Annotated in this window: 23 protein-coding genes and 1 pseudogene; 14 read left to right on the forward strand and 10 right to left on the reverse strand. The window is 70.4% G+C overall.

Features of this window, described 5'->3' with window-relative positions:
- Positions 1-6: 6 nt before the first annotated feature.
- Genes OG595_RS02980 through OG595_RS02990 form a run of 3 tightly spaced genes read right to left on the reverse strand, consistent with a single transcriptional unit; the run spans position 7 to position 2,322 of the window.
- Positions 7-819, reverse strand: coding sequence for an acetoacetate decarboxylase family protein (locus OG595_RS02980; RefSeq protein WP_329267444.1), 813 nt, complete (start codon positions 817-819; stop codon positions 7-9).
- Positions 816-2,096: an NAD(P)/FAD-dependent oxidoreductase gene (locus OG595_RS02985; protein ID WP_329282601.1), complete on the reverse strand. Its 1,281-nt coding sequence runs from the start codon at positions 2,094-2,096 to the stop codon at positions 816-818. Before OG595_RS02985 ends, OG595_RS02980 begins: the two co-directional genes overlap by 4 nt.
- A gap of 37 nt (positions 2,097-2,133) precedes the next feature.
- Positions 2,134-2,322 (reverse strand): ferredoxin, encoded by a 189-nt coding sequence (locus OG595_RS02990; protein ID WP_329267447.1) that lies wholly within the window; start codon positions 2,320-2,322, stop codon positions 2,134-2,136.
- A 352-nt stretch (positions 2,323-2,674) separates the two neighbouring features.
- Here OG595_RS02990 and OG595_RS02995 point away from each other — a divergent pair, with 352 nt between their 5' ends.
- The 5 genes from OG595_RS02995 (at position 2,675) to OG595_RS03015 (ending at position 9,725) form a co-directional block, all read left to right on the forward strand.
- Positions 2,675-4,045: a glutamine synthetase family protein gene (locus OG595_RS02995; protein ID WP_329267449.1), complete on the forward strand. Its 1,371-nt coding sequence runs from the start codon at positions 2,675-2,677 to the stop codon at positions 4,043-4,045.
- Between the two features lie 76 nt (positions 4,046-4,121).
- The gene (locus OG595_RS03000; protein WP_329267450.1) at positions 4,122-5,429 is read left to right on the forward strand and encodes a cytochrome P450; all 1,308 of its coding nucleotides are present in this window, start codon (positions 4,122-4,124) and stop codon (positions 5,427-5,429) included.
- A gap of 103 nt (positions 5,430-5,532) precedes the next feature.
- Positions 5,533-6,234: a TetR family transcriptional regulator gene (locus OG595_RS03005; RefSeq protein ID WP_329282603.1), complete on the forward strand. Its 702-nt coding sequence runs from the start codon at positions 5,533-5,535 to the stop codon at positions 6,232-6,234.
- 111 nt (positions 6,235-6,345) lie between these two features.
- Positions 6,346-6,753 (forward strand): Zn-ribbon domain-containing OB-fold protein, encoded by a 408-nt coding sequence (locus tag OG595_RS03010; protein ID WP_329267451.1) that lies wholly within the window; start codon positions 6,346-6,348, stop codon positions 6,751-6,753.
- 182 nt (positions 6,754-6,935) lie between these two features.
- Positions 6,936-9,725, forward strand: a complete 2,790-nt coding sequence (locus OG595_RS03015) for an alpha/beta hydrolase family protein (RefSeq protein ID WP_329267452.1) — start codon at positions 6,936-6,938, stop codon at positions 9,723-9,725.
- Positions 9,726-9,789: 64 nt separating this feature from the next.
- Here OG595_RS03015 and OG595_RS03020 read toward each other — a convergent pair whose 3' ends face one another.
- Positions 9,790-10,182, reverse strand: a complete 393-nt coding sequence (locus OG595_RS03020) for a PPOX class F420-dependent oxidoreductase (RefSeq protein WP_329267453.1) — start codon at positions 10,180-10,182, stop codon at positions 9,790-9,792.
- 185 nt (positions 10,183-10,367) lie between these two features.
- On the opposite strand from OG595_RS03020, the gene OG595_RS03025 reads away from it, so the two are divergent.
- The 3 genes from OG595_RS03025 to OG595_RS03035 all read left to right on the forward strand — a co-directional run bounded on the left by OG595_RS03025 (position 10,368) and on the right by OG595_RS03035 (position 13,749).
- A complete protein-coding gene (locus OG595_RS03025) occupies positions 10,368-11,336 on the forward strand; it encodes a hypothetical protein (protein WP_329267456.1) in 969 nt (322 codons plus the stop codon).
- A gap of 84 nt (positions 11,337-11,420) precedes the next feature.
- Positions 11,421-12,242: an SAM-dependent methyltransferase gene (locus OG595_RS03030; RefSeq protein ID WP_329267459.1), complete on the forward strand. Its 822-nt coding sequence runs from the start codon at positions 11,421-11,423 to the stop codon at positions 12,240-12,242.
- Positions 12,243-12,390: 148 nt separating this feature from the next.
- Positions 12,391-13,749 (forward strand): S1 family peptidase, encoded by a 1,359-nt coding sequence (locus OG595_RS03035; RefSeq protein WP_329267462.1) that lies wholly within the window; start codon positions 12,391-12,393, stop codon positions 13,747-13,749.
- A 73-nt stretch (positions 13,750-13,822) separates the two neighbouring features.
- Here OG595_RS03035 and OG595_RS03040 read toward each other — a convergent pair whose 3' ends face one another.
- Both OG595_RS03040 and OG595_RS03045 read right to left on the reverse strand, forming a co-directional pair.
- Positions 13,823-14,008: a hypothetical protein gene (locus tag OG595_RS03040; protein ID WP_327699462.1), complete on the reverse strand. Its 186-nt coding sequence runs from the start codon at positions 14,006-14,008 to the stop codon at positions 13,823-13,825.
- 109 nt (positions 14,009-14,117) lie between these two features.
- Positions 14,118-15,278, reverse strand: coding sequence for an ROK family transcriptional regulator (locus tag OG595_RS03045; protein ID WP_329267466.1), 1,161 nt, complete (start codon positions 15,276-15,278; stop codon positions 14,118-14,120).
- A 172-nt stretch (positions 15,279-15,450) separates the two neighbouring features.
- Here OG595_RS03045 and OG595_RS03050 point away from each other — a divergent pair, with 172 nt between their 5' ends.
- The 4 genes from OG595_RS03050 to OG595_RS03065 are packed head-to-tail and all read left to right on the forward strand — an operon-like array spanning position 15,451 to position 19,979.
- A complete protein-coding gene (locus OG595_RS03050; protein ID WP_329267468.1) occupies positions 15,451-16,353 on the forward strand; it encodes a carbohydrate ABC transporter permease in 903 nt (300 codons plus the stop codon).
- 16 nt (positions 16,354-16,369) lie between these two features.
- Positions 16,370-17,317 (forward strand): carbohydrate ABC transporter permease, encoded by a 948-nt coding sequence (locus tag OG595_RS03055; protein WP_329267470.1) that lies wholly within the window; start codon positions 16,370-16,372, stop codon positions 17,315-17,317.
- Positions 17,318-17,364: 47 nt separating this feature from the next.
- On the forward strand, positions 17,365-18,720 hold the full coding sequence (locus tag OG595_RS03060; RefSeq protein WP_329267472.1) for an ABC transporter substrate-binding protein: 1,356 nt from the start codon (positions 17,365-17,367) through the stop codon (positions 18,718-18,720).
- 56 nt (positions 18,721-18,776) lie between these two features.
- Positions 18,777-19,979 (forward strand): Gfo/Idh/MocA family protein, encoded by a 1,203-nt coding sequence (locus tag OG595_RS03065; RefSeq protein WP_329267474.1) that lies wholly within the window; start codon positions 18,777-18,779, stop codon positions 19,977-19,979.
- Between the two features lie 50 nt (positions 19,980-20,029).
- Here the strand turns inward: OG595_RS03065 and OG595_RS03070 are convergent, their stop codons facing one another.
- A complete protein-coding gene (locus OG595_RS03070) occupies positions 20,030-20,725 on the reverse strand; it encodes a L,D-transpeptidase family protein (protein WP_329267476.1) in 696 nt (231 codons plus the stop codon).
- Between the two features lie 347 nt (positions 20,726-21,072).
- Here OG595_RS03070 and OG595_RS03075 point away from each other — a divergent pair, with 347 nt between their 5' ends.
- On the forward strand, positions 21,073-21,633 hold the full coding sequence (locus OG595_RS03075; RefSeq protein ID WP_329267478.1) for a hypothetical protein: 561 nt from the start codon (positions 21,073-21,075) through the stop codon (positions 21,631-21,633).
- 12 nt (positions 21,634-21,645) lie between these two features.
- Here the strand turns inward: OG595_RS03075 and OG595_RS03080 are convergent, their stop codons facing one another.
- The 3 genes and pseudogenes from OG595_RS03080 to OG595_RS03090 form a co-directional block, all read right to left on the reverse strand.
- Positions 21,646-22,611, reverse strand: coding sequence for an SDR family oxidoreductase (locus OG595_RS03080; protein ID WP_329267479.1), 966 nt, complete (start codon positions 22,609-22,611; stop codon positions 21,646-21,648).
- A 58-nt stretch (positions 22,612-22,669) separates the two neighbouring features.
- Positions 22,670-23,242 (reverse strand): DUF6624 domain-containing protein, encoded by a 573-nt coding sequence (locus OG595_RS03085; RefSeq protein WP_329267480.1) that lies wholly within the window; start codon positions 23,240-23,242, stop codon positions 22,670-22,672.
- A 325-nt stretch (positions 23,243-23,567) separates the two neighbouring features.
- A pseudogene (locus tag OG595_RS03090) lies at positions 23,568-24,053 on the reverse strand (hypothetical protein); the annotation flags it as partial.
- A gap of 387 nt (positions 24,054-24,440) precedes the next feature.
- Between OG595_RS03090 and OG595_RS03095 the strand changes: the two are divergent.
- Positions 24,441-25,262 carry a helix-turn-helix domain-containing protein gene (locus tag OG595_RS03095; protein ID WP_329267482.1) on the forward strand — a complete coding sequence of 274 codons (822 nt, stop codon included), beginning with the start codon at positions 24,441-24,443 and terminating at the stop codon, positions 25,260-25,262.

Here is a 25,262-nt window from a genome sequence, read left to right on the forward strand (position 1 = left end):
ACTGCCTCACCCGGCAGACGCTCCGGACGTCCCCGACTCCAACAACCGCCCGCCGTCCCAGACCACGCCGACCTGGCGGTAGTACGCGGCGATCGGCTCCCGGATCTCCAGCCGGGCCAACTCCTCCGTGGGCGCCGGGAACAACTCCAGGTCCGCGTCCCCGACCCACGCCTGCCCGCCCTCGAACGAGGCGGCCCCGGACTCGATCAACTCGTCGAGAGCCAAGCCCTTTCCGCTCTCGATGGACGGCAGCCACCGGTGATGGGCCATCGGGTGGCCGTTCACGAACCCGTTGGTGTCGGAAGGCTCCCGCAACGTCACCACCGCCTGAGCCAACCGCCGGTCGGCGGCGGCCAGCGTCGCGCCGAAGCGCGCCCCCGCCGCGATCCGGGGAGCGGGCCCGTACGGATGCGGACGCGTCTGATGAATCGACCCGAACTTCTTCGGATACCCCTGGTGCAGCCCGCGAGCGATCGCGAAGTCCTTGTCGACCCAGATGTAGACGCACCGCGAGTACGTCTCGCCCCGGTACTTGCAGCGGACGACGGCGAACGCCTCCTTGTACTGCCCGCGCACGGGATCCAGCAGTTCGTCCCCCGACTCCGAGCACGACTGCCAGTCGGCCCAGATCAGGGCGACCGCACCCGGCTCCTCGTCGGCCAACTCCAGTGGCTCGGGGAGCAGTTCACGCACCCGCGAGGGGTCCGTGCGGTACTCGACGGTCAGCAGGTCGCCCGAGTAGCGCCAGGGCGGCGAGGGGATGAGCGACGAGGCACCGCTCACCGTCTTGGGGTGGAAGAACCCACGGGGACCGGTCACTTGGAGGCTCCTTGCACAGTGAGAGCGGACGGCACGGCGGAGGTGGAGGTGGAGGTGGAGGTGGACGGCACGGCGGGGGTGGGCTGCTTGAGCAGGTCGGTCCGGTAGCGGGCGGCCTTCGCGGCGGCGGTATGCCCCCCGAGGGCGACGACACCGACGAGACGCTCGCCGATGTGGTAGCCGACGACGACCTCTCCGTCCGGGTCGCCGTCCAGGACCCGTACGTCGTCGATGCCCAGCACCGGCGCGCCGAAGGACTGGAGCCGGAAGTCGTGCTGGTCGCTCCAGAAGGTGGGCAGCGGGGCGAAGGGCGCCGACTCCCTTTCCCTGCCCGCCAGATGAGCGGCCAGGGACTTCGCCGCGTGCTTCGCGGTGTCCGTCGGGATGGACCAGTGCTCGACGCGGCGGGGTACGCCGTCGTAGCGGGCGTTGGGGAAGCGGGCCACGTCGCCGACCGCGACGACCTCCGGGCGTCCGCCCACCCTGAGCCACTCGTCGGTGAGCACGCCGTCGCCGAGATCGACCCCGTTGCCGTCCAGCCACTCGACGTTGGCGACGGATCCGACCGACTCCACGACGACGTCGGCCGGCAGGACCGTACCGTCGCCGAGCACGACACCGGTGACCCGGTCGTCGCCCTCGAACCCGGCGACTCCCGTGCCGAGCGCGAAGCGCACCCCGCGTTCCTCGTGCCGCCGGAGCAGCGCGCGGGCGAGGAGTTCGCCGAGGGGGCCCACCATGGGCAGGGGCAGCGGATCGACGACGGTGACCTCGGTGACGCCGAGTCCGACGGCCGTGGCGGCGACCTCGCAGCCGATGAACCCCGCGCCGACCACGACGACCCTGACACCGGGCCGGGTCAGCTCGTCACGCAGGCCCCGGGCGTCGGCGAGGGTGCGTACGGTGTGGCGGCCGGTCCGCGGGCCGGAGCAGCGCAGGCGCCGGGGACGCATCCCCGTGGCGATGACGAGACCGTCGTAGGCGAGGGTCGAGCCGTCGTCGAGGTCGACGGCACGCTCGTCGAGACGGGCCGCGACGGCCCTCGTGCCGAGGCGCCACTCGACGTCCGCCGTCGACGCCTTCGGGGTGAGGGCGAGGGAGTCGAAGGACGCCTTGCCGGCCAGCACCTCCTTGGACAGCGGAGGGCGGTTGTAGGGCATGTGCGGTTCGTCGCCGACGACCGTGACGGCCCCGGTCCAGCCGGCCGCACGCAGCTGCTCGGCGGCGCGCAGCCCGGCCATGGAGGCCCCGACGACGACCACACGCCCCGAAGACATGTCCGTCCCGCTGGTCCCGTCCGTTCTGCCGGGCACGTCAGTCCTCGATCCGGATGGCCTGGAGCGGGCAGACGTCCGCGGCCTCCTCGGCCTCGTCGCGCAGCGCGTCGTCGGGGTCGGAGACGTACAGCAGGTGACCGCCGTCGTCCATCGAGAAGACGTCGGGTGCCGCGAAGACGCACTGGCCGTGGTCCTGGCACTTGTTCATGTCGACGACGACCTTCATGGCCGGTCCTCCTGGTGGTGAGGGCGTCGGTACGGGGGTGAGGTGGAGAGGCTGGGGAGGGGCCCGACCCCTGTCGGAGCGGGCCCCGGCCAAAGGGGACGGTGAACCGACCCCTGACTCGTTTGGCTTCAAACAAGATAGGAAGCAGTCGGAGTCTGGTCAATAGCTATCCGGATGGATAAATTCTTTCCCCGACCCTCTTGCGGGACGGGCCACTCCTCCATACCGTTTGGCCTCAAACAACGAGCCCGGGATGTCCGCCCGCACCGCGCGCCCCGGCCGCACTCCCCACGCCACCCGCCTCCCGGACCCCCGTTCCGGAGGTGCCCGACGTCCGCCCGAGGAGACAACGGTGAGCGCAATCGACCTTCCAGAAGTCCGCCGGCACATCGAGCGGCTCACCGCCGAGGGGATCGACGTGGTCCGGGTGGTCTATCCCGACCTCATCGGCACCGACCGCGCCCGAGACGTACTCGTCGACGGGCTGTCGCGCGCCTGTGAGCACGGGCTCGCCTTCTGCCGGGCCGTCTACCACACCAGCCCCCAGGGCGATGTGGTGCCGGTCAGCGGCGGCCTGGACGCGGGGCTGCCCGACATCTGCGTCCGGCCCGACCTGTCCACCCTCGTAGCCCTGCCCTGGGAGCCCGGCGTCGCGGCCTGCCTCGGGGACGTCGTCGACCCGGCGACCGGCTCACCCGCGCCCGAGTCGCCCCGCGACCTGCTCCGCGCCGTACTCGACCGGTGCGCCGAGCACGGCCTGCGGCCCGTCGTCGGGCCCGAGCTGGAGTACTACCTGTGCGATCCCGCACCGGAGGGCGCGAGCGGCTGGCAGCGGTACAACCGGGACCCGGGCGTCGTCTACACGGCCGGTCTGCGCGCCGACCCCGACAACCACCTGCTGCGGACCCTGCGCCACGTACGCGATCTGAACATCGGCGTGCTCAGCGGAAACCACGAGTTCGACGGCGGGCAGTTCGAGATCAACCTGCTGCACTCGGAGGCCATGTCGGCGGCCGACCGGGCCTTCCGGTTCAAGGCCGCGGTCAAGGAGCTTGCACGCAGGGAGGGCCGGCTCGCCACCTTCATGGCGAAGCCCTTCAACGACGCGGGCGGCTCCGGCTTCCACCTCCATCTCTCCTGCGACTCGGACCCCGACGGGGACGGCGGCGCGCGCAACCTCTTCGACGATCCCTCGGGGCCGTACGGACTGTCCGCGACGGCACGGCACGCGGCGGCCGGTCTCCTCGCCCACGCGCCCGCCCTCGCCGCGCTGCTCAACCCGACCGTCAACTCGTACAAGCGCTTCGGTCCGGACACCCTCGCGCCCTGGCTGATCGACTGGGGGCTCGACAACCGCAGCGCCATGGTCCGGATCCCGCCGGAGCGCGGGTCCGGGGCCCGGCTCGAACTGCGGCTCGGCGACGCCAGCTCCAATCCGTACCTCGCGATCGCCGGTGCCGTGGCCGCCGCGCTGCTCGGAGTGCTGGCCGGTGAAGAGCCGTCGGCCCCGCTGGAGGGCTACGGCTACGACACCGACAGGTCCGCCGTGCTGCCGATGAGTCTGCCGGCCGCCCTCGACGCCCTGGAGGCGGACACCGCGCTGACCGAGGTGCTCGGCAAGGACTTCGTCGCCTCCTTCCTCGCCTACAAGCGCAACGAGGTCGAACGCTTCCAACGGCACGTCACCGACTGGGAGTTCACCGAGTACGCGTACCACCTCTGATACTCCCCGACCACTCTGATCCCCCCGATACCTCCGATCGCCCTGATCGCCTCTGTACGACCTGCTGGAGCCTTCGATGACCGAGACCGCCTCCTCCGCCGCCGTCACCGCGGACCCCGCCGCCGCTCTTGAGCCGCTCCCCCTCGACGCCGTCGACCTCGCCGACCTCGACAACTTCACCGACGGGGTGACCCCCTGGCGGATGTTCCACACACTGCGCCACGAGGACCCGGTGCACTGGCAGCCCGAGGAGGCGCCCAACTCCGGTTTCTGGGCGGTGACCCGGCACGCGGACATCGCGCGCGTCGACCGCGACGCGGAGACCTTCACCTCCACGAAGTTCGTCAACCTCGAAGAGGTCGACGAGGACCAGATCAGGAAACGCGCCTCCATCCTGGAGCTGGACGGGGTGCGGCACCGGGCCCTGCGCAGCGTGATCCAGCGGCAGTTCGGCGCGGGCGTCATCAACAGCTACACCGACTTCCTGCGCGGGCTCACCGCGCAGACCCTGGACGCGGCGCTGGCCAAGGGGAGCTTCGACTTCGTCAAGGAGGTCTCCGCCGACTTCCCCATCAACGTCCTGGCCCGCCTCCTCGACGTACCGCCGGAGGACAACCAGCGGCTCATCGACTGGGGCAACCGGATCATCGGCAACACCGACCCCGACTACGCCGACGTGCTGCTGCACAGCGCGGAGAGCGAGAAGTACCGCGACCTGCCCTTCCGCTCCCCCGCCTCGCTCGAAGTCTTCGAGTACGGACGGGAGCTGGCCCGGCAGCGGCGCGGCGGCGAGGGTACCGACCTGGTCTCCAGGCTCGTCAACACCACCCCGCGCGACGGAGTGCCGCTGTCCGCGCAGGACTTCGACAACTACTTCCTGCTCCTCGTGGTGGCCGGGAACGAGACCACCCGGCACACCATCAGCCACTCCATGCTGGCCCTCCTCCAGCACCCCGAGCAGCTCGCCCGTCTCAAGGCCGACCCGTCCCTGATCCCGGGCGCGGTCGAGGAGTTCCTGCGCTGGGCCTCCCCCGTCTACCACTTCCGGCGCACCGCGACCCGCGACGTGGAGCTGGGCGGCAAGCAGATCAGGGAGGGCGACAAGGTCGTCATGTGGTACGCCTCCGGGAACCGTGACGAGGCGGTCTTCGGCGATCCGTACGCCTTCGACGTCGCCCGCGCGGACAACGACCACGTCACCTTCGGCAAGGGCAGCCCGCACCTGTGCCTGGGGAACCTGCTGGCCCGCACCGAGATCCGGATCATGTTCGAGGAGCTGATCCCGCGCCTCGCGGACATCCGGCTGACCGGGGATGTTCCCCGGGTGCGCTCGAACTTCGTCAACGGGATCAAGAAGCTGCCGGTGGAGGTCACCCTCGCGTGAGCCATCGGCGGGACCGGGAGTGCACTCAGTTCCCCGGACACAGCGCACTGAGTGCCATCGGCCCCGGTCTGATGCTAGTTTCCCGACCATGACCAAACCGCCCATGCGGGACGCCCTGGTCGCGGCGGCCTTCCAGCTGTTCCTGGAACGGGGCTACGAGCAGACCACCGTGGACGACATCGTGGCGCTGGCCGGGGTGGGGCGCCGGTCGTTCTTCCGCTACTTCCCCTCCAAGGAGGACGTGGTCTTCCCCGACCACGAGCGGTGCCTCGCCGACATGACCGCTTACCTGGCCGAAAGCGCCGAGGACGCCGAACCGGTCGGACGGGTGTGCGACGCCGCTCGCATGGTCCTGCTCATGTACGCCGAGAACCCGGCCTTCTCCGTCCAGCGCTACCGCCTCACCAAGAAGGTCCCCGGGCTGCGCGCGTCCGAGCTGTCGGTGGTCTGGCGGTACGAGCGCGCCCTGGCCGCGTATCTGCGCGGGCGTTTCGCCGGCCGGCCCGACGGGACGCTCCAGGCCGACGTGATCGCGGCGGCCGTCGTCGCGGCCCACAACAACGCCCTGCGCTCCTGGCTGCGCTCGGACGGCCACGGCGACTCGACCACGGCCGTCGACCACGCCCTGGACTATGTGAAGGCCGCGTTCGGCACTCCGCCCCCGGCTCCCGGCCGGGACGGGCCCGGAACCGGGCCGGAGTCCGGGTCCGAGGACGTGGTGGTCGTCGTCTCGCGTCGCGGGGCGCCCATGTGGCGGGTCGTCCAGGAGATCGAGTCCGCGCTCACCACACAGCGCGAGAATTGAGGGTACGCAGTGCCTTTACGCGTGACACTGAGTGCCATACCCTGAGGCCGTGCACGGTGGCACGGCGAACCGCGCACTTCGGATTCAGGCCGAGCGCAGGGAGATGACACCGTGTACCACTCACTAGGCGCCACGCGTCCGACGACCGGTTCCGCCACGGGCCTGCTGGAGGCTCCGGCCGACACGAACACCCTCGTCTTCCAGCGCTGCGGCTGGTGCTCCAGCGCCATGTACCACCGGCTGCTCTGCCCGGTCTGCGCGGGCAGCGACCTGCGTACGGAACGCAGCGAGGGCACGGGCACGGTCCGGCACGCCACCGTGGTCAACCGGAACACGCCGGCCGCGCGCAATGTGTCGCTGGTCGAGATGGCCGAGGGCTTCGTGGTACGCGGCCGGGTGATGGGTCCGGCCGCCGGCATCCACAGCGGAGACCGGGTCCGCCTCGCCACGGCGAAGGACCCGGTGCGCGGCGAGCCGGTGTTCCAGCTGCTCGACGAGCCGTACCGCGCCTGGATCTGACACTTCGTCAACTTGCCCTGCCCTGATGGCATGTCCGTTCGCCGCCTCCCCAACCGCCGCGCGGCGCACCTCCATTGTTCCTCCTCCACAGGCAACCCACAGGTCCTTGATTCCGTCCTCCGGGGCGAGAGGGGCCGTCGGGAATCCGGGGCTCCTGAGCAAGGGCCAGGAGGAGGAGACCGTTGCTACGTGCGCGGCGAATATGGGTCACCGCTGCGGCGGTGCTCGCGGTGGTGGGGGGATCGCCGGGTTGGGCGCAGGCGCAGCAGCCGGCCCGGTCGCAGGTGGCGGCCGAACAGCTGCCCACGGGCTGGACGTTCACCGGTGACGGTACGGACCGGCAGCTCGTCTGGCGCTCCGGCAGACCGGTGCCGATGGGTGACGCGCGCGTCGAGTTCTACGCGGGCGACCGGCTGCTGGGCCGGCCTCTGGCCACGAAGGACGGCCGGACGTTCCGGCTTCCACTGGAAGAGGCACTGAAGGTCAGCGGACTCAAGGGTGCCAAGGCGTTCACGGACCTCCAAGTGCACGCCGGTGGACGCCGGTTGGACGCCGCGGCACGCGCGGAGGTCCCGGACGGGCGCCGCGCGCCGGTCGCTCCGCCCGCCCTGGGGCCGGCCAATCCCGTAGACCCCGGCAAGCCGGGCTCGTACCGTACGGTCTCGGGCGAGTACACGCTCGACCCGGTGAAACTGCCCGGGATGCCCGTGCCGGTGGAGATGAAGGCCGTGGTGGTCGCCCCGACCGGGACCACCGGCCGCAGGCCGCTCGCGCTGTTCCTGCACGGACGCCACTCCACCTGCTACAAGCCCGGCACCAGCGACGTCAGCGGCGACTGGCCCTGCCCGGCCGGCGAGAAGCAGATTCCGAGTTACCGGGGCTATCTGCGCGACCAGAAACTCCTTGCGTCCCAGGGCTATGTGACGGTGTCGATCTCCGCCAACGGCATCAACGCCCAGGACTCGCCGATCGAGGACGCCGGGGCGCAGGCCCGCTCCTCCCTCGTCCGGCAGCATCTCGCCCACTGGGCCGACTGGGCGGCGAACCGGCCCTCGGCACCGGCGATCGTACGGACCGCGCCACCCGCCGACCTCGCACGGGTCTTGCTGGTCGGCCACTCGCGGGGCGGCGAGGGCGTCAACCGCGCCGCGATGGACAGCCTGTACCGGCCGCCGGCCGACCAGGACGGGTACGGCGGCCCGGTGCGCTGGAACATCCGGGGCACCGTCCTCGTCGGCCCGACGATCTTCGGACAGAACCCGGTCGCCGATGTGCCCTCGGTGACGATTCTGCCCGGCTGCGACGGCGATGTGTCCGATCTCCAGGGCGAGTTGGCCGTGGACGGCACCCGCGGGATCAGCCGCGGCGCCGCCCTGCACAGCGCGGTCTACGTGATCGGCGCCAACCACAACTACTTCAACACCGAGTGGACGCCGGGGCAGGCCGAGGCACCGGCCGACGACGACTTCTGGTCGGACCCGGAGGAGAAGGACCCGGTGTGCGACATGGGCACCCGGACCCGGCTGACCGCCGACCAGCAGCACCGGGCGGGCGCCTCCTACATCGCGGCGGCGGCCCGGCTGTTCGTCGCGGGCGACGACCGGGTACGTCCGCTGCTCGACGGCTCCGGCCGACGGGCGCCGTCCGCCGACCCGGCGCGCGTCCTCACGCACGCGGTGGGCGGGAACCGTTCGGCCGGCATCCTGCCGGACGGCGCGGTGACCGTGCAGGGCGGCGGCGGGCGCCTGTGCTCCGCGGTGGACGACCGTCCTTCGGTCAGGTGCCTGGCCGCGGACGCCGGCCAGTCCCCGCACTTCGCGGGCTGGATGACGGAGCGGGAGGTCGGCCGTCGTGCGGTCGCGCTCAAGTGGTCGCAGCCCGGGACCGCGGTGCGGGTGAGCCCCGGGCGGCCGGTGTCCCTCGGTGGCGCCAAGGCACTCGCGCTGCGCGTCATCGTGCCGCCCGCAACGACCGGAACCCAGCTGGACGTGTCCGTCACCGACACCGCCGGCAAGCGCGCCACGCTCGGCCGGGTCCGCGTGGACGGGCTGCCCGGAAGCGCGCGGACGGCCTCGTACTGGGCGCGGGAGGTCCGGGTGCCGCTGTCCGCCGCCGCCCGGGCCGGGGTCGACCTGCGCAAGGTGCGGAGCGTGGACCTGACTCCGCGCAGCCGGGCGGGGCAGGCCTGGCTGATCGACACCTGGGGCTGGCGCCCCGGCACACCCGCGGTGCGCCCGGCCGCGCTGCCGCGCGTCGACCTCGGACGGCTGACCGTCAAGGAGGGCGACTCCGGAACCCGTACCTACCGGATGCCGGTCCGGATCGCCGGGCAGGGTGGCGGCACGGTCCGGCTCTACGTCCAGGATCCCGGGACGAACACGATGACGAGCCGACTGGTCACGGTGCGACAGGGCGAGCAGAGCATCGACGTACCGGTGACGGTGAAGGGTGACACGCTGTACGACTACGACGTCTGGCGCAGTGTGTTCGTGAAGGCGGTGCGCGGCGCGGTCATCGGCTCGTACAGCGGTGGGGTGACCATCGAGAACGACGATCCCCGGCCCACGGTCACCGTCACCCCGGTCGCGGACCGGGTCACCGAGGGACAGCGGCTGACCTGGCGCGCGACACTGTCGGCGCCCGCCGGAACCGACATGTACTCCATGTTGGAGGTGCTGCCGGTCACCGGCGGCACCGAACTGTCCACCTTGGATGTCGACCCGGCGTGGCTGGCGGACACCACCGGTCAGTCGCCGCTGCCGGAACGCCCGTTGTCCCAGGTCGACGGGCTCCAGTTGTACGTGCCCATCCCGCCGGGCGAGTTGACGGCGACCTTCGGCATGCCGACGGTCGCGGACACGGTGACGGAGCCGGAGGAGTCGGTGCGGCTGCGGGTGACCGACTTCGACGACGAGACCGGGGAGCCGATTCCCGGGCCCGAGTTCACGGGCACCGTGCTCGACGCGTCGTAGAGGTGCGCCCGTAGCCAGTGACCGAAGGCGGGACCGCTGCCCCTGCGGGGGTGCGGTCCCGCCTTCAGCTGTTCACGAGGGTGATCCGGATTCCGACCGTGCCCGTCCTGCCGCGCCGCAGCCTGCTGCCCAACAGGGTGAGGCGGCCCAGCACTCCGTACTTGCGGGCGAGCAGCTGCCGGTAGACGTCGGTCGCGGGCTGGTCGAGGATCTCGGCGGTGCCGGGCACCGGCTCTCCGGTCGGGTTGCCGCGGACGTCGCAGGGGCCGACGAGGACGTCGGCCCGGTTGCGGATCCGCTTCACCTTCCAGGCGTCCGCCGCCGACCAGGCGCCGAGCGCGTCCCCGTCCCGCACCACCCAGACCGGGGTGGCGACGGACGTGCCGTTCTTGCGGTAGCTGGTGATCAACAGGTATTTGCCCGCGCCGAGCCGGTCCAGGGTGCTGGTGTCGTCCATGGGCGGGAGTCTAGGCGCCGGGACTCCGCCTGACGCCCGGACCCCCGGCGCTCTCTCCTCCTTGCCCGTCCCCAGAAGCAACCCTGTTCACGTCGACGAACGGCATCCACGGCCACAAATAATCGCTGTACGCTGCGAGCGGTTTCGGCTATATGTCAAGACATGGTCGGTGCGAGGTGCGCGGGGTGACCCGGCAGTACGGGGAAGTCGAGATCGCCTGCGACGAGTCGGGGTCGGACGGCGAGAACCTGACCGGCGGGAACACCGACGTCTTCGCGCACGCCAGCGTGGATGTGCCCATGGAGTCGGCGGCGACGGCCATCCGCGAGATACGCGACCGGATCCGGTCGCCCGCCGAGGAGTACAAGGCGAACCATCTGCTGCGGGAGAAGCACCGGGCCGTCCTGGAGTGGCTGCTCGCCCCCTCCGGTCCGCTGCACGGGCGCGCGTACGTCCATCTCACGGAGAAGACCTTCTTCATGGTGGAGCGGGTCCTCGACCTGCTCCTCGGCGACCCGGCCGGCGCCCTCCCCCTCTGCCGGGCGGGCGCCGACACCTTCGGCGCCGACCGGTGGAAGGAGTTCCTGGCGGCGGCCAACGCCCTGCTCCGGGTGCGCGGCGAGACCGACAGCCCTCCCGAGGCGCCCGTCGACGCGTTCTTCCGCGCGGTGGACGCCCTCGCCCGGCAGGCGCCGGAGCTCCGGGACCCGGACGCGGCGGACGTCCTGAGACTGCTCGGCGGGGCCCGCTCCCGCGCCGCGGACCACCGCGCCCGGCGGCTCGCCGCCCCACCCCTGATCCCCCTGCTCAACCCGCTGCTGCCCGCGATCGTCCGGACGGCCGCCCACTGGAGTACGGACGGGCGGACCGTCCTGCTGGTGCACGACCGACAGAACATGCTGACGGACGAACGCATCGAGTGGCTCAAGGGCACCGCCCGGATCGGCGGCCTCCGACTCGCCGTGGCCCGGGACGACACCCGCGTGCAACTGGCCGACTTCCTCGCCGGAATCGCCCGCAGCATCGCCTCCCACGAGCTGAACGGACGCGGTGACGCGACGCTCACGGCACTGCTGCGCCCCTATGTCGACACCCGGTCCGTGTGGGGCGACGAGCACAGCCGGGGACAGCTGTTCGGAGCTGCTCACAACTAGGACCTGCCAGGCCCTCGCCAACATCAACAACCTTGTCTAGATTGCCAGTTGACACTCTCCCGCAGGTGCCCTGGAGCTGCCCCCGTGCCCGAGAACCCGCCGGCCGCGTCGCTGCACGCACGGATCAACTCGCGACAGCCGCACACGGCCCGGATCTGGAACTACTGGCTCGGCGGCCGGGACCACTACGAGGTCGACCGAGCCGCGGGTGACCGGATCCGTGAACTGCACCCGGGCATCGGCGAGTACGCCCGCGCGGACCGCCTCTTCCTCGGGCGGGCCGTGCGTCATCTGGTCGCCGAGTGCGGGATACGGCAGTTTCTCGACATCGGGACCGGACTGCCGACCGCCGACAACACGCACGAGGTGGCCCAGCGGATCGCGCCGGACACCCGGGTCGTTTATGTGGACAACGACCCGCTCGTCATGGTGCACGCCCGCGCCCTCCTCACCAGCACCCCCGAGGGGCGCACCGACCATCTCGACGAGGACCTGCGCAACGTCGACGCGATCCTCGAACAGGCCGCGCGCACCCTGGACCTCACCCGGCCCGTCGCCGTGATGCTGCTCGGGGTGGTCATCTTCCTCGGCGACGAGGAGAACCCGCACGGTGTCGTACGACGGCTGCTGGACGCCCTTCCCTCCGGCAGCCATCTCGCGCTCTCGCACACGATCACCGGCCCGGCGCTGGCCGAGGTGGACGCGGCGGTCCGGTACTGGAACACGCACGGCACCCCCCGGCTGACCCAGCGCAGCCCCGAAGAGGTGGCACGTTTCTTCGACGGTCTGGAACTCCTGGAGCCGGGCGTCGTGTCCTGCTCGCACTGGCGCCCGGAAGGAATCACCGCCGGGGAGGGCGAGCCGGCGGAGGTCGCCATGTACTGCGGAGTGGCCCGCAAGGCCTGACCCGGTCCGCCCTCGGACGGCGTGTCCGAACGGGATCTTGGAGTCGGTGAACACGAACACCTCCCGCCACGTATGGAAGTGAGGGTCACTCAACGACCGGAGGGCCCCGCGGTGTCGACACCGCGCGTTCAGGGTTCGGGAGCCATTGATGAGGCACGCACGACGACGGATCGTCCGGCGAGCGACACGGCTGGCGGCCGTCGGCGGAGTCATCCTCGGCGGATTAATGGTCACCCAGGCTGTGGCGACCGAGCCCCCACAAGCCAATCTGCCCTTCAGCTCCGCCCAGGCGGCCGGCACCACCGGCAGCGAGCTCGTCACCGAACTCGGCACCGACCGGACGGCGGGCAGCTGGATCGCGGCCGACGGAAAGCCGGTCGTCGCGGTCACCGACGCCCAGGCGGCGGCGATGGTCGAGAAGGCGGGCGCCCGCGCGAAGGTCGTGGACCACAGCATGAACGACCTCAAGTCGGCGACGCAGACACTGCGTTCGGCGCCGCGTGTGGCGGGCACGGCGTGGGCGGTCGACTACACGAAGAACGAGGTGGTCGTCCAGGCCGACAGCACCGTGTCGGCCGCCGACTGGGCCAAGCTGTCCGCGGTCGCCAAGGGCATCGGCGGCTCCGTACGCATGGAGCGGAGCGGGGGCACCTTCACCACCCGTATCAACGCGGCGCAGCCGATCCTGTCGACCGGAGGGCGCTGCTCGGCGGGCTTCAACGTGACCAACGGGTCGGCCGACTTCATCCTCACGGCCGGTCACTGCGGGCCCAACGGTTCGGTGTGGTTCGCGGACACGGGCGGCTCGACGGAGATCGGCAAGACGATCAGCAGCAGCTTCCCGATCAACGACTACTCGCTGGTGCAGTACAACGGCGGCTCGGCCGGTGACGGTGCCGACGTCGTCGCCATCGGCAACGGCCGGGGCGTGCGCATCACGGGTGCGGCCGATCCGACCGTCGGCCAGAAGGTGTTCCGCAGCGGCAGCACCACCGGGCTGCGCGACGGCAAGGTGACCGGGCTCAACGCCACGGTCAACTATCCGGAGGGCACGGTGTCGGGTCTGATCGAGACCACCGTGTGCGCCGAGGCGGGCGACAGCGGCGGACCGTTGTTCTCCGAGGGCATCGCGCTCGGGATCACCTCGGGCGGAAACGGCGACTGCAAGACCGGCGGTACGACGTTCTTCCAGCCGGTGACGAAGGCACTGGCCGCGCTCAACGTCCGGCTGATCGGCCAGGCGGGCCAGGCGGCTGCTCCGGCACCGGCCGCGACCGCCACCCAGAACGCCGTCGCTCCCGGGGAGGCCCAGCCGGGCTCGGTGGCGCCGGTGACGGGCAGCTCCGCCGGGGAGGCCCTGCTGGACCGGCTCGCGGACCCGAAGAACGTGGGGCCCGGACTGCTGATCGTGGGCGGCAGCCTGATCGCCCTGGTCGCCACACGGTGGTTCCGGGTGGAGCAGGACCGGCGGGACTACCGCCGGTCGTACTCGGCGACGTGGAGCTGAGAAACACAAGAGGCCGGGGCTGACGCGCGGTGCGCGGCCCCGGCCCTGCTGCCCGGATGTCGGACGAAAGTGGTTACGCGTCGCGCCCGGGGTGCGGCGAGGCCGCGGCCCACTCGGCGACGAGCTGCTGATAGGTCAGCCGCTGCTCGCTGTTGAGGATCCCGCCCGACCGGAGCCAGAGGGCCCGGATCTCTTCGTTGACGTCGGCTGCCGAGCGATCAGGGGCGGATTGAAGAGTGGTGGACATGCTGTGAAGCATATGCCGCTCCCAGTGAAGACCAAATAGATTAATACGGACATATCCCGCATTACTGACCGTGTTGCTGATCACGTCCGCCGCCCGTTATCTGCCGCTTCCGCATGGGTGTTCACCTGCCGGCAGCCCCCAGTACCAGCACCTGAAGGGCGAGGACGGCGGCCCCGCGCGCCCAGTCGTGGAAGTCGGAGACCTTGGTCTCCAGATCGACCGGGTCCGCGAGCGGATGCCGGTTGGCGAGGATGCTCTCCTCGACCGCGGCGCCCGCCACCTCGACAAGCCCGACCCCCTCCCCGGCGAGCAGGATCTTCTCGGGCATCGCGAAGTTGGCGATCTGGGCGACCAGCGCGCCCAGCGCGCGGGCCGCCTCGTCGACGACGCGGGCGGCCATGGGGTCACCGGCGGCGGCACCGGCGAGGATCTCGTCGTACGTCATGTCTTGGCCGGTGGCGGCGCGGATCTGGTAGCGGATGCTGGGGATGGTGAGCAGGGAGATGGCGCTGCCGCGCTCCCCGTCGGGGGTGAGCGGCCCGTTCGGGTTGACGATCCAGCGGCGCCCGATACCGAGGCCGTCCTCGGACGACTGCACGCGCCGGCCGCCGCTGACCAGGCCGTAGCCGAGGCCCGCTCCTATGGTGAGGACCGCGAAGCGGTCCAGGCCGCGGCCCGCGCCGAACCAGCTCTCGGCCTCGACGAGGGCGGTGACGTCGTTCTCGACGACCACCCGCAGTCCGGTGCGGTCCTCGACCAGATCGGCGAACGGGACGCCGTACCAGTCGAGGAAGACGGAGTCGGCGACCACGGAGCGGTTCTCGACACGTCCGCCGACGCCGATCCCGATACCGGACACGGCGGGGTGGGCGGCGGTCAGTTCGGCGGTCATCTCGCCGACCAGGTCGGCCACCCGTGCCGGGTCATGGCTGGTGAGGGGCCGGTCGAGGCGGGCTACGACCACGCTGCGCAGCGTGGTGACGACGCTGTAGACCATGTCCTCGGTGATCTTGAAGCCGAGGAAGGCGCGGGACTCGGCGACGACGTCGAGCGGCTGCGAGGGCCGCCCCTGGCGCACCTCGGCCGGGGAGCCCGCATCGGGCACCTCGACGAGCAGGCCCGATTCGAGCAGCGGTTTGGTCAGCCGGGTCAGACTGCCGGCGGAGAGGTCGAGTCGCCGGGCGAGTTCGGCGCGGGACAGCGGGCCGTTGACGAGCACCTCGATCGCCACCGAGCGCTCGCCGGGACTCAGCGGCGGCCAGCCGTCGGTCACTGCGGTCATGACGATCAGACCCCTCACCTTTTCTTTCGCCATGGAACTAACAAGGTCACCATACGGCTGGATTCCCCGCCCGGAAAAGATGTCTGCCCGCATCTTGACGGATGGATTGTTCCACCTCGAAAGTAAGTGCCCTGAGGACGAGCCGCCGACGAGCAGACGAGGGAGTCTCTCCATGACCGTCGCCTCCACCAGCCCTCCCCTGCGACGACCACGCGGCGACGGCGCACTCGCGGCGCTCTTCGTCGCCCCGGCGATGCTGGGCTTCCTGGTGTTCCTGCTCTGGCCGACGCTGCGGGGCGTCTACCTGAGCTTCACCCGCTTCAACCTGCTGACCCCCGCCGAGTGGGTGGGTCTCGACAACTACGTCCGGATGGTCAACGACCCCATCTTCTGGGACTCGCTGACCGTCACCGTCGAGTACGTCGCCATCAACATCGGTGTGCAGACGATATCGGCGCTCGCCATCGCCGTACTGCTCCAGCGGCTGACCCAGTCCGCGGTCCTGCGCGGGATCGTGCTCACCCCGTATCTGATGTCGAACGTCGTCGCGGGCATCGTCTGGCTCTGGATCCTCGACACCCAGCTCGGCATCGGCAACGAGATCATCGCGGGCCTCGGCTTCGACCGGATCCCGTTCCTCGCGGACGAGACCTGGGCGATCCCGACGATCGCGGTGATCAACGTCTGGCGGCACGTCGGCTACACCGCGCTGCTGCTGTTCGCGGGCCTCCAGGCCATCCCGACCGACATGTACGAGGCGGCCAAGGTGGACGGGGCGAGCGAGTGGCGGATGTTCTGGCGCATCACGATGCCGCTGCTGCGGCCGGTCCTCGCGGTGGTCCTGATCATGACGGTGATCGGCTCGTTCCAGGTGTTCGACACGGTCGCGGTGACGACGGCGGGCGGTCCGGCGAACGCCACCAACGTCCTGCAGTTCTACATCTACGGCTCCGCCTTCGGCCGCTTCCAGTTCGGCTACGCGTCCGCGATGTCCGTGGCCCTGCTGGTCGTGCTGAGCGCGATCACCTTCCTCCAGTACCGGCTCACCCGGGCCGGCCACACCGACCTCGGCTGACCGGGAGACGCACACCATGACAACCCTGACGACACCGGCACCAGCACCGACCCCGACACCCGCCAGGACTGCCGTACGACCGGTGCGGCGCGCACCCTCCCTCGGGCGGATCGCCGCCTGGGCCGTGATGGCCGTGATCGTGCTGGTCACCCTGCTGCCGTTCTACTGGATCCTGCGCACCGCGCTGTCCACCAACGCGGGCCTCGCCGCCGATCCGACGAACCCCCTGCCGGTGCATCCGACGACCGGCGGCTTCGAGCGGGCGCTCGGTCTTCAGTCCACCAAGGAGGCGATAGCGCAGGGCGGCGCGGGCGGCGGCCTGGACTTCTGGCGCTACCTCCTCAACTCGGTCGTCGTGTCCACCCTGGTCACCGGCTGCCAGATCTTCTTCTCGGCGATGGCCGCGTACGCCTTCGCCCGGCTGCGCTGGCGCGGCCGGGACACGGTCTTCGGACTGTTCCTGGCGGGCCTGATGGTCCCGGCGATCTTCACCCTGCTGCCGAACTTCGTCCTGATCAAGCAACTCGGCCTGGTGGACAACCTGTTGGGCATCGCGCTGCCGACGATGTTCATGACGCCGTTCGCGGTGTTCTTCCTGCGCCAGTTCTTCATGAACATCCCGCGCGAGGTCGAGGAGGCGGCGCTGCTCGACGGCGCCGGCAAGATCCGGGTGTTCTTCCGGGTGCTGCTGCCGATGGCGTCCACACCGGTCATCACGCTGGCGATCCTGACGTACATCACCGCGTGGAACGACTACTTCTGGCCGTTGATGGTGTCGTACAGCGACAGTTCGCGGGTGCTCACGGTGGCGCTGGCGATCTTCCGGGCACAGACCCCGCAGACGGGCGTCGACTGGTCGGGGCTGATGGCGGCGACGCTCATCGCCGCGCTGCCGATGCTGGTGCTGTTCGGGTGCTTCGCGCGCCGCATCGTGAGTTCCGTCGGCTTCACGGGCATCAAGTGACCGCGCCGGCCGACCATCTGATCACCCGATCGACCGAGAGGACGGACATGCGAATTCGTACGGTCGTGGCACTGACCGGAGCCCTGGCCCTGTCCCTCGTGACCGGTTGCGCGCAGGGCGGAGCGGCCGGCTCGTCGTCGGACACGGTGACGTACTGGCTGTGGGACGCCAACCAGCAACCCGCCTACGAAGCCTGCGCGAAGGACTTCGAGCGGGAGAACCCCGGACTGACGGTGAAGATCACCCAGTTGGGCTGGGACGACTACTGGACCAAGCTCACCGCGAGCTTCATCGCGGGCACCCAGCCGGACGTGTTCACCGACCACATACAGAAGTTCGGCCAGTTCGCCGACCTGAAGGTCCTCGAACCGCTCGACGACCTCGGCATCGACGACTCCGCCTACCAGCCGGGCCTGGCCGCCAACTGGATGGGCCAGGACGGCCACCGCTACGGCGCCCCGAAGGACTGGGACACCGTCGCCCTCTTCTACAACCGGAAACTGACGACGGCCGCCGGTCTCACGGCCGCCCAGCTGAACGACCTCTCCTGGAACCCCAAGGACGGCGGCACCTTCGAGAAGGCGATCGCGCACCTCACCGTCGACAAGAACGGCAAACGGGGCGACGAGGCCGGCTTCGACAAGAACAACGTCAAGGTGTACGGCCTGGCCACCAACGGCGGCGGCGACGGCGACGGCCAGACCCAGTGGAGCACCTTCGCCGCCTCGGCGGGCTGGACCTACACCAACGAGAAACGCTGGGGCACCGAGTACCAGTACGACAGCAGCACCTTCCAGTCGGTGATCAAGTGGTACTTCGGCCTGGCGAAGAAGGGCTACATGGTCCCCTTCACGGACTACAACTCCCAGTCCAACCAGGCCAACACCCAGATCTCGTCGGGCAAGGCAGCGGCGGCGTTCGACGGCGCCTGGATGATCTCGTCGTACGCCGGCTTCAAGGACCTGGACATGGCCACCGCCGTCACTCCGGCCGGCCCGACGGGCAAGCGGGCGACGATGATGAACGGCCTCGCCGACTCCATCACCAAGGACGCCCACAACATGGCGGGCGCAAAGAAGTGGGTCGCCTACCTGGCGTCGAGCAAGTGCCAGCAGAAGGTGGGGAGTTACGGGATCGTCTTCCCGGCCACACCCGACGGCACGAAGGCCGCGGTGGCCGCGTACAAGAAGAAGGGCATCGACGTCTCGGCGTTCACCACGCCGGTCGCCGACGAGAAGGCCGGCGGGAAGGAGTTCGCCACCTTCTCCTACCCGATCACCAACTACGCGGCGGACGTGTACGCGTTGATGCACCCGGCCATGCAGGACATCTTCGGCAACGGCAGGTCCGTGACCAGCCTCGACCGGACCAACAGCCAGATCAACCTGATCCTCGACCAGTGACGGCACCCGAGTCACCGGTCAGGCAACCAAGGAAACAGAAGAAGGGCACGCACAACATGACGTTCTCCCTCGGCATCGTGGGCGCCGGGCAGTTCTCCGGCCAGTTCGCCAAGCTGTTCCTCGCCCATCCGGGCGTGGGCGAGGTGTATGTGACCGACCTCCTGCCGGAGCGCGCGGAGCAACTGGCCGCGGCGGAAGGCCTGTCGGGCACGTTCCCCTCGTACGAGGCGATGCTGGAATCGCCCGCGGTCGACGCGGTGGCGATCTTCACGCAGCGCTGGACGCACGGCCCGCTGGTCCTCCAGGGCCTCGGCGCCGGCAAGCACGTGTACTCGGCGGTGCCGATGGCGGTCACGGCGGAGGAGATCGGCGCGATCATCGACGCCGTACGGGCCACCGGACTCACCTACATGATGGGTGAGACGAGTCAGTACAACCCGGCGACCGTCCACGCCCGCAACCAGATCGCCGAGGGCGCCTTCGGCAGGCTCTTCTACGCCGAGGGCGACTACGTCCACGACATGGACCTCGGGTTCTACGAGGCCTACCAGTACAGCGGCGGCGAGAACTGGAAGGCGACCGCCAGCTATCCCCCGCTCCTGTACCCGACGCACTCGGTGGGCGGGGTACTCGGTGCCTGGCGGACGCACGCGGTGAGCGTGTCGGCGATCGGGGTGCGGGACGAGCGCGGCGACGGTGTGTTCGACAAGGAGGTCAGCCAGTTCGGCAACGACTACTCCAACGCGAGCGCGCTGTTCGAGGTCGCGGGCGGCGGTTCGTTCCGCACCAACGAGTTCCGCCGGGTCGGCTACCCGTCCCAGATCCGGGAGTCGCGGTTCCGGTTCTTCGGTACGGACGCCAGCATGGAGCAGCTCGCCACGGTCGCCTTCTGGCAGGACAAGAAGGGGGTCACGGACATCAGCGAGCTGCTGGAGCCCAAGCCCACCATGGCTCCTGACGATCCGTCACTCCAGCACATCGCGCCGGACCTGCGGGCCGCGTTCACGTCCGGCTCGGCACCGGTGCACGACCGGTCGCGGCTGCCGAGGGAGTTCGACGAGCTGCACAACGGCCACGAGGGCAGCCACCACTTCCTGGTGGACGACTTCGTGACCGCGGTCAACACCCGCACCCTGCCGTCGGTGAACGCGTGGGTGGCCGCCCGCTACACCCTGCCGGGCATCGTGGCGCACGACTCGGCGCGGCAGGGCGGGGCAAGGCTGCCGATCCCCGACTTCGGGGACGCGCCCGAGGCGTGAGGCCGGGGACATCGGGCCCAGGGGCATGAGGAGAGGGACGGCCGGGTGCCTCAGGTGCCCGGCTTGCGCCCGTACACGAAGACGTCGTCGCCGTTCTTCAGCAGCGACCAGTACTTCTTGGCGGTCGTCTTCGTCATGTTGACGCAGCCGTGCGAGCCCGGCGGGTTCCACATGCTGAGGCCGACCGAGTGGAATGCCTGTCCGCGGTCGAAGAACTGGCTGTACGGCATCGGGACGTTGTAGATGGACGACACGTGGTCGATGTCCCGCCAGTAGATCTGCTTCAGTCCGGTGCGGGTCTCGTAGCCGTCGCGGCCGGTGCGGACCGGCACCGGGCCGTAGACGAGCCGGCTGCCGTCCTGGATCCAGCTCAGCTGGAGAGTGAGGTTGACGCAGGCGATCCGGCCCTTGTTGGTAGGGCACTTGCCTTCCTTGTTGGGCTTGTTGCCGACAGCGCGCTGCTTCAGCATCAGGTCCATCACGCCCCAGGTGACGGAACCCGCGTAGCCTGCGCTGGGGGTGATGCCGTGCTTCTTCTGGAAGCTCTGGATGGCCTTGCAGTCACCGGTGGACTGCACCCCGTCGACGGGCCGGCCGAGGAACTTCTCCACCTTCTTCTGGTACGGGCCGGTCTGCGTCGTGCAGCTCGCGGCCTGTGCCGGGGCGGTACCGAGCACGATCGTGAGCGGCGCCACCAGCCCCGCGATCCCGAGCGCGACGGCCCCTCGTCTGCGTACGTCCCCCATGTCGGTGCCTCTCTCCTACGTGCTGCGTGCGGGTTGTCATGAACGTTCTCTGCTTGCTAGACCGGGGTTCCGGGTGATCGGTTGTAGAACCGCCGGGGTCGGGACGAAACAGTGACATTCCGCGTGTGTCCACGTCGTCGCCGCCCCCGTGTCCTGCCCGTTCTCCGGCCCTGTCACCCGGCGCGATCCGGTGTCGACCGCAGTGCGACCGACGTCGACACGCAGGGCGGCGGCGATGCCCCGGGCCGCGCCGGTGACGAGAGCCCCGTACCCGTCGAAGCGCCCTGTCGGTGTCATGGTCCGACCGTACTGTCCCCGGCGATCAACTGGGCGGATAACGTGCGCACATGTCCGCGTTCATTCAGCAACTCCCGGCTCTCATAGGCGTCGTCATCGGCGCCCTCGGCTCGTACTGGGCCGTCGCACGAGGAGAACGCGTCCGCTTCCGGCGCGAACGGGAGGCGCGTTGGGAGGAGCGGCGGCTCGCGGTGTACACGGACTACGCGCGGGCGCTCAAGAAGTCGGTCACGCTGACGTACCGGGTCGCGGCGAGCCTCGGCAACGACCCGCATCCGCATCCGTTGACGCCCGAGGAGGCGGCACCGCTCATCGCCGAGGCCACCGTCGCCCGCGACCCGTACGGGGAGGCCCTGCTTCTGCTGGGCGACCCCGAGGTGGTGGCGAAGGCCCGGGAGTGGGTCGCCACGCTGCTGGAGATGGAGGCGTTCCTGCGCGAGCGGCCCGCGGACCCGCGGGCCTGGCAGGCGCTGCTGGAGCGCCAGCGGTCCGGACGTGAGGGCTACTACGCGGCCGTACGCGAGGATCTGGCCCTGCCACCGGGCCACTCCGCCCGCTGGCCGGTCCTGCCGGCGCCCGGGAACACCGGCGGACCCGGCGGACCCGGCTGACGTGCTGGACCTCTACCGGTATCCGCTCGCGTCCGCCGGTTTCCCCGCGTCCTGGACCTCGACCATGTAGCGCCAGGCGTCCGGACGGCTGCCGTCGAGGTCGGTGAAGCCGTAGACCTGGGCGAGTCCACCGCTGGAGAGGGAATCGCCGTTCCAGCGGGCCACGTCGGGGTCCGCCGCCAGGGCCGTCACGGCACGGCCCACGTAGCGCGGGGTCTCCGAGATGGCGAAGTGCGGGACGCGTTCCAGGGCGTCCCGCCAGTTCTCCTCGCGGACGCCGAAGTGTTCGAGCATCATCTCGGAGCGCAGCCAGCCGGGTGTCAGCGCCACGGCGGTGGCGCCGCGCGGGCCGAGCTCGTGGCCGAGGGCGAAGCCCATGCGCAGGACGGACGACTTGGCCAGGTCGTAGAAGAAGGAGAGCCGGTAGGTGTCCCGGTTGTAGTCGGCGGTGCCGTCGGTCATCTCGACGACCAGGCCGCCGGGGTTGCGCAGCAACAGGGGCAGGGCGTGGTGGCTGGTGATCGCGTGTGTCTCGACGGCCAGCCGCAGCAGCCGCAGGCCGTTGTCGAGGTCGTGCTCCCACACCGGGCTCTCCCACTCGAAGAGGTTCTCGCCGCCCCAGACGTCGTTGACCAGGACGTCGAGCCGGCCCTGCTCCCCGGCGACACGGTCCACCAGCGCCTTCACCTGCGCCGGGTCGAGATGATCGGTGGGTACGGCGATGCCGTGGCCGCCCGCCGCGGTGACCAGGTCGGCGGTGTCCTCGATGGTCTCCGGGCGGTCGTACTCGGAGCGCTGCCGCCGGGTGCTGCGGCCGGTCACGTAGACGGTGGCCCCGGCGGCCCCGAGTTCCACGGCGATACCGCGCCCGGCCCCGCGGGTGGCCCCGGCGACCAGGGCGACCCGGCCCGCCAGCTTCCCGCCCCGGCCCGTTTCCTGCCGTTGCCCGTCCAGAGGGCTGTCCGTCGTCCTCGGCATGTCCGTGTCTCCTCCGTGCGTGAGTGCGGTCCCGAGCGGCCCGGCTCGGGAACCGGTGTCACGCCCAGGGTGTCGCTGATACCGGACATCCGCTGTCGGGTATTCCGCTCACGACATGCCGCAGCACGGGCAGATGTTCCGCCAGCGGGGTCAGGCCCACGTCCTGACGACGCTCCTCGACCGTCTCGGGGTGGCGGATCGGGTACGGGCAGAGGGTGTCGGCGTTGATACGGGTGCCGTAGAACTGCGGCTGGCCCAGCTCGACCGCGCAGTGGTCGGCGATGTAGGCGTGGTGCACGGAGGGACAGCCGCCGTCCGCCACCGCCTCCGCGATCAGGTCGCGGCAGGTGAGCTGGAAGCCGAGATCCGTGGTGTGCAGCAGGATCATCAGCGCCGCCGTCGAGGCGGGCTCCCCGACCTGACCGGCCTCCGGCCAGCCGCGCCTGGCGACGACCGACCTCAGTGCGTCGGCGTTGGCGGCGCGGCACCGGGTGACGTAATGCCGGTTGAGCGCCGTGGGCGTCTCCCGGGCCAGCCTGGTCAGCCGCTGGTCCTCCTCGGCCCGGCGCACCAGTTCGGCGGCCAGGGCGGCCTGCCGCGGCTCGGGCACCCAACCCCGTGCGGTCTCCATGGGCGTTGCGCTCCTCATACCGTTCTCCTGCCCCCGATGGCCTTCACGCCCTTTCTCCGGCGACAGGCGAGAACCACACCCTCCCGCCGGGTGGCGCGTACTTCGTACTCGGTGTGTCCGAACAGGTGGGCAGGGCACCGGCGGAAGAGGTGCGCGGGGGTGCTGCGACGACATGGCAGGCCCGGCGGGGATGCCGTGGGTGCCGTCATCGGTTCCTCCTTCCGTTACGCCGGTGTTGTTGTCGAAGACAACAGCACCGGGGGCCCGTCGGGCCAGGGAGTGCGGGGGTTGTCCGGTTGCACATGGGCGGTGGCGCCCGCGCCGGTCACGCCACCGCTCCGTGCACCGGTCGCGACCTTCGTTCGAACTCCTGCACCATCGGTTCCGCGCGGTGCGGGGCGAGCCGTCCGCGGAGATCCCGCAGGGCCTGGATCGAGCGTGCGCTGTGGACTCCGCTCAGCGTCCCGAGCGCCTCCGCCGCGGTGCCGAGCGCATCGTCGAGGCGGTGCTGTCGCAGATGTGCCGTCGCCGGCACGGAGCGGCTGACGGCCTGGCGCCGACGGCGGTCGGCGTGGGCGCGTACGGACTGCCGCGCGGTGTTCTCCGCCTGTGCCGCCCAGCCGAGATCCCGGAAACACACGGCTGACTCCGCCTCCACGTAGTGGTGGTCCGGGTAGCGCACCCAGGGGGACTCCTGGGCGCGGCCCAGCGCCGCGTGCCCCCGGGCGGACATGGCGCACAGCCGCAGCCCCTGCGTCATGCAGCGCCGCGCCAGCCCGAACTCCACCGTGACGTACGAACTCCAGCCGGCGTCCATGAGGGCGCTCGCCGACGGCTTGTCGGCTCCGCCCGCGCCCCTGCCGGGGCTTCTCGGTTGTCCGTTCGTCACGGCGGCCGTCCAGGTCTCGCATCACGTAGGCATGGGGCTTCTCGCCCGTCCTGATCCGTCGGGACGTCAGCTTCCCCGCGGACGGACGGGCTTGGGTGACCCCACCGCGCGATGTGCGACAGGTCACTCGGTCACTATGGTGACCGACACGCACAGCTCGCAACCTTCGTTCTGATAATTTCAGAATGAAGCGCAAAGGCCTGTCGGTGTCAACCGAAAACGTGGCACACTGCCCGCTGTGACGGCGGTCCCCGGAGGTTCCACGTGAGCGACAACCGCTCAGGCGGAAGTGCCCCCACCGTCCTTCGGATGGTCCTCGGAAAACGCCTGAGGCATCTGCGGGAGCGGGCCGGGGTGTCGTTCGAGGACGCCGCACGGGCGATCGAGGTCACGCCGCTGACGGTCCGCCGGATGGAGAAGGCCGAGGTCGGCCTCCGCATCCCCTACGTGAAGGAGCTGCTGCGCACCTACGGGGTCCAGGCCGAGGAGATCGAGGACTTCGTCCACCTCGCCAGGGAGGCCAACCAGCCGGGCTGGTGGTACACGTACCGCGATGTGCTGCCGGACTGGTTCAGCGCCTACGTGAGCCTGGAGAGCGAGGCCAGCGTCATCCGGCTCTACGAACCCCACTACGTCCCCGGTCTGTTGCAGACCGACGACTACGCCGCCGCGCTGTTGCGCATCGGCTTCCCCAACGAGAGTCCCGAGGACATCCGGCGCCGCGTCGCCCTGCGGCTGAGGCGCCAGGACCTGCTCGACAAGCCCGAGGCGCCCGCCGTCTGGGCCGTACTGGACGAGACCGTGCTGCGCAGGCCCGTGGGCGGGGCCGAGGTGATGCGGGCTCAGATCGACCGCCTCAGTGAGGTGCTGGAATACCCGAAGGTCCGGCTCCAGATCATGCGCTTCGCCGCGGGTCCGCACCCGGGAGCCTTCGGCCCCTTCCACTACTTCCGATTCGGCTTCTCCGAACTGCCCGACGTCGTCTACACGGAGAGCCTCGCCGGCGCGCAGTACTTCGACCAGCCCGCCGACGTCGTGACGTACCTGGAGGTACTGGACCGGATGTCCGTGCAGGCGGAGCCGGTCGCTCGGACCAGGGAGATCCTGGCAGCACTGCGTAAGGAGTTGTGA

The sequence above is a fragment of the Streptomyces sp. NBC_01451 genome, assembly GCF_036227485.1.
In the GTDB taxonomy this organism is placed as follows: Bacteria; Actinomycetota; Actinomycetes; order Streptomycetales; family Streptomycetaceae; genus Streptomyces.

Bases quoted from the DNA above. Each gene is read 5' to 3' on its own strand.
- OG595_RS03085 (WP_329267480.1), bottom strand. From the start codon at position 23,242: ATGGAGACCGCACGGGGTTGGGTGCCCGAGCCGCGGCAGGCCGCCCTG.
- OG595_RS03080 (WP_329267479.1), bottom strand. From the start codon at position 22,611: ATGCCGAGGACGACGGACAGCCCTCTGGACGGGCAACGGCAGGAAACG.
- OG595_RS03060 (WP_329267472.1), top strand. From the start codon at position 17,365: ATGCGAATTCGTACGGTCGTGGCACTGACCGGAGCCCTGGCCCTGTCC.
- OG595_RS03035 (WP_329267462.1), top strand. From the start codon at position 12,391: ATGAGGCACGCACGACGACGGATCGTCCGGCGAGCGACACGGCTGGCG.
- OG595_RS03000 (WP_329267450.1), top strand. From the start codon at position 4,122: ATGACCGAGACCGCCTCCTCCGCCGCCGTCACCGCGGACCCCGCCGCC.
- OG595_RS03065 (WP_329267474.1), top strand. From the start codon at position 18,777: ATGACGTTCTCCCTCGGCATCGTGGGCGCCGGGCAGTTCTCCGGCCAG.
- OG595_RS03045 (WP_329267466.1), bottom strand. From the start codon at position 15,278: ATGACCGCAGTGACCGACGGCTGGCCGCCGCTGAGTCCCGGCGAGCGC.
- OG595_RS03005 (WP_329282603.1), top strand. From the start codon at position 5,533: ATGCGGGACGCCCTGGTCGCGGCGGCCTTCCAGCTGTTCCTGGAACGG.
- OG595_RS03070 (WP_329267476.1), bottom strand. From the start codon at position 20,725: ATGGGGGACGTACGCAGACGAGGGGCCGTCGCGCTCGGGATCGCGGGG.
- OG595_RS03075 (WP_329267478.1), top strand. From the start codon at position 21,073: ATGTCCGCGTTCATTCAGCAACTCCCGGCTCTCATAGGCGTCGTCATC.
- OG595_RS03055 (WP_329267470.1), top strand. From the start codon at position 16,370: ATGACAACCCTGACGACACCGGCACCAGCACCGACCCCGACACCCGCC.
- OG595_RS03040 (WP_327699462.1), bottom strand. From the start codon at position 14,008: ATGCTTCACAGCATGTCCACCACTCTTCAATCCGCCCCTGATCGCTCG.
- OG595_RS03050 (WP_329267468.1), top strand. From the start codon at position 15,451: ATGACCGTCGCCTCCACCAGCCCTCCCCTGCGACGACCACGCGGCGAC.
- OG595_RS02985 (WP_329282601.1), bottom strand. From the start codon at position 2,096: ATGTCTTCGGGGCGTGTGGTCGTCGTCGGGGCCTCCATGGCCGGGCTG.
- OG595_RS02990 (WP_329267447.1), bottom strand. From the start codon at position 2,322: ATGAAGGTCGTCGTCGACATGAACAAGTGCCAGGACCACGGCCAGTGC.
- OG595_RS03095 (WP_329267482.1), top strand. From the start codon at position 24,441: ATGGTCCTCGGAAAACGCCTGAGGCATCTGCGGGAGCGGGCCGGGGTG.
- OG595_RS03020 (WP_329267453.1), bottom strand. From the start codon at position 10,182: ATGGACGACACCAGCACCCTGGACCGGCTCGGCGCGGGCAAATACCTG.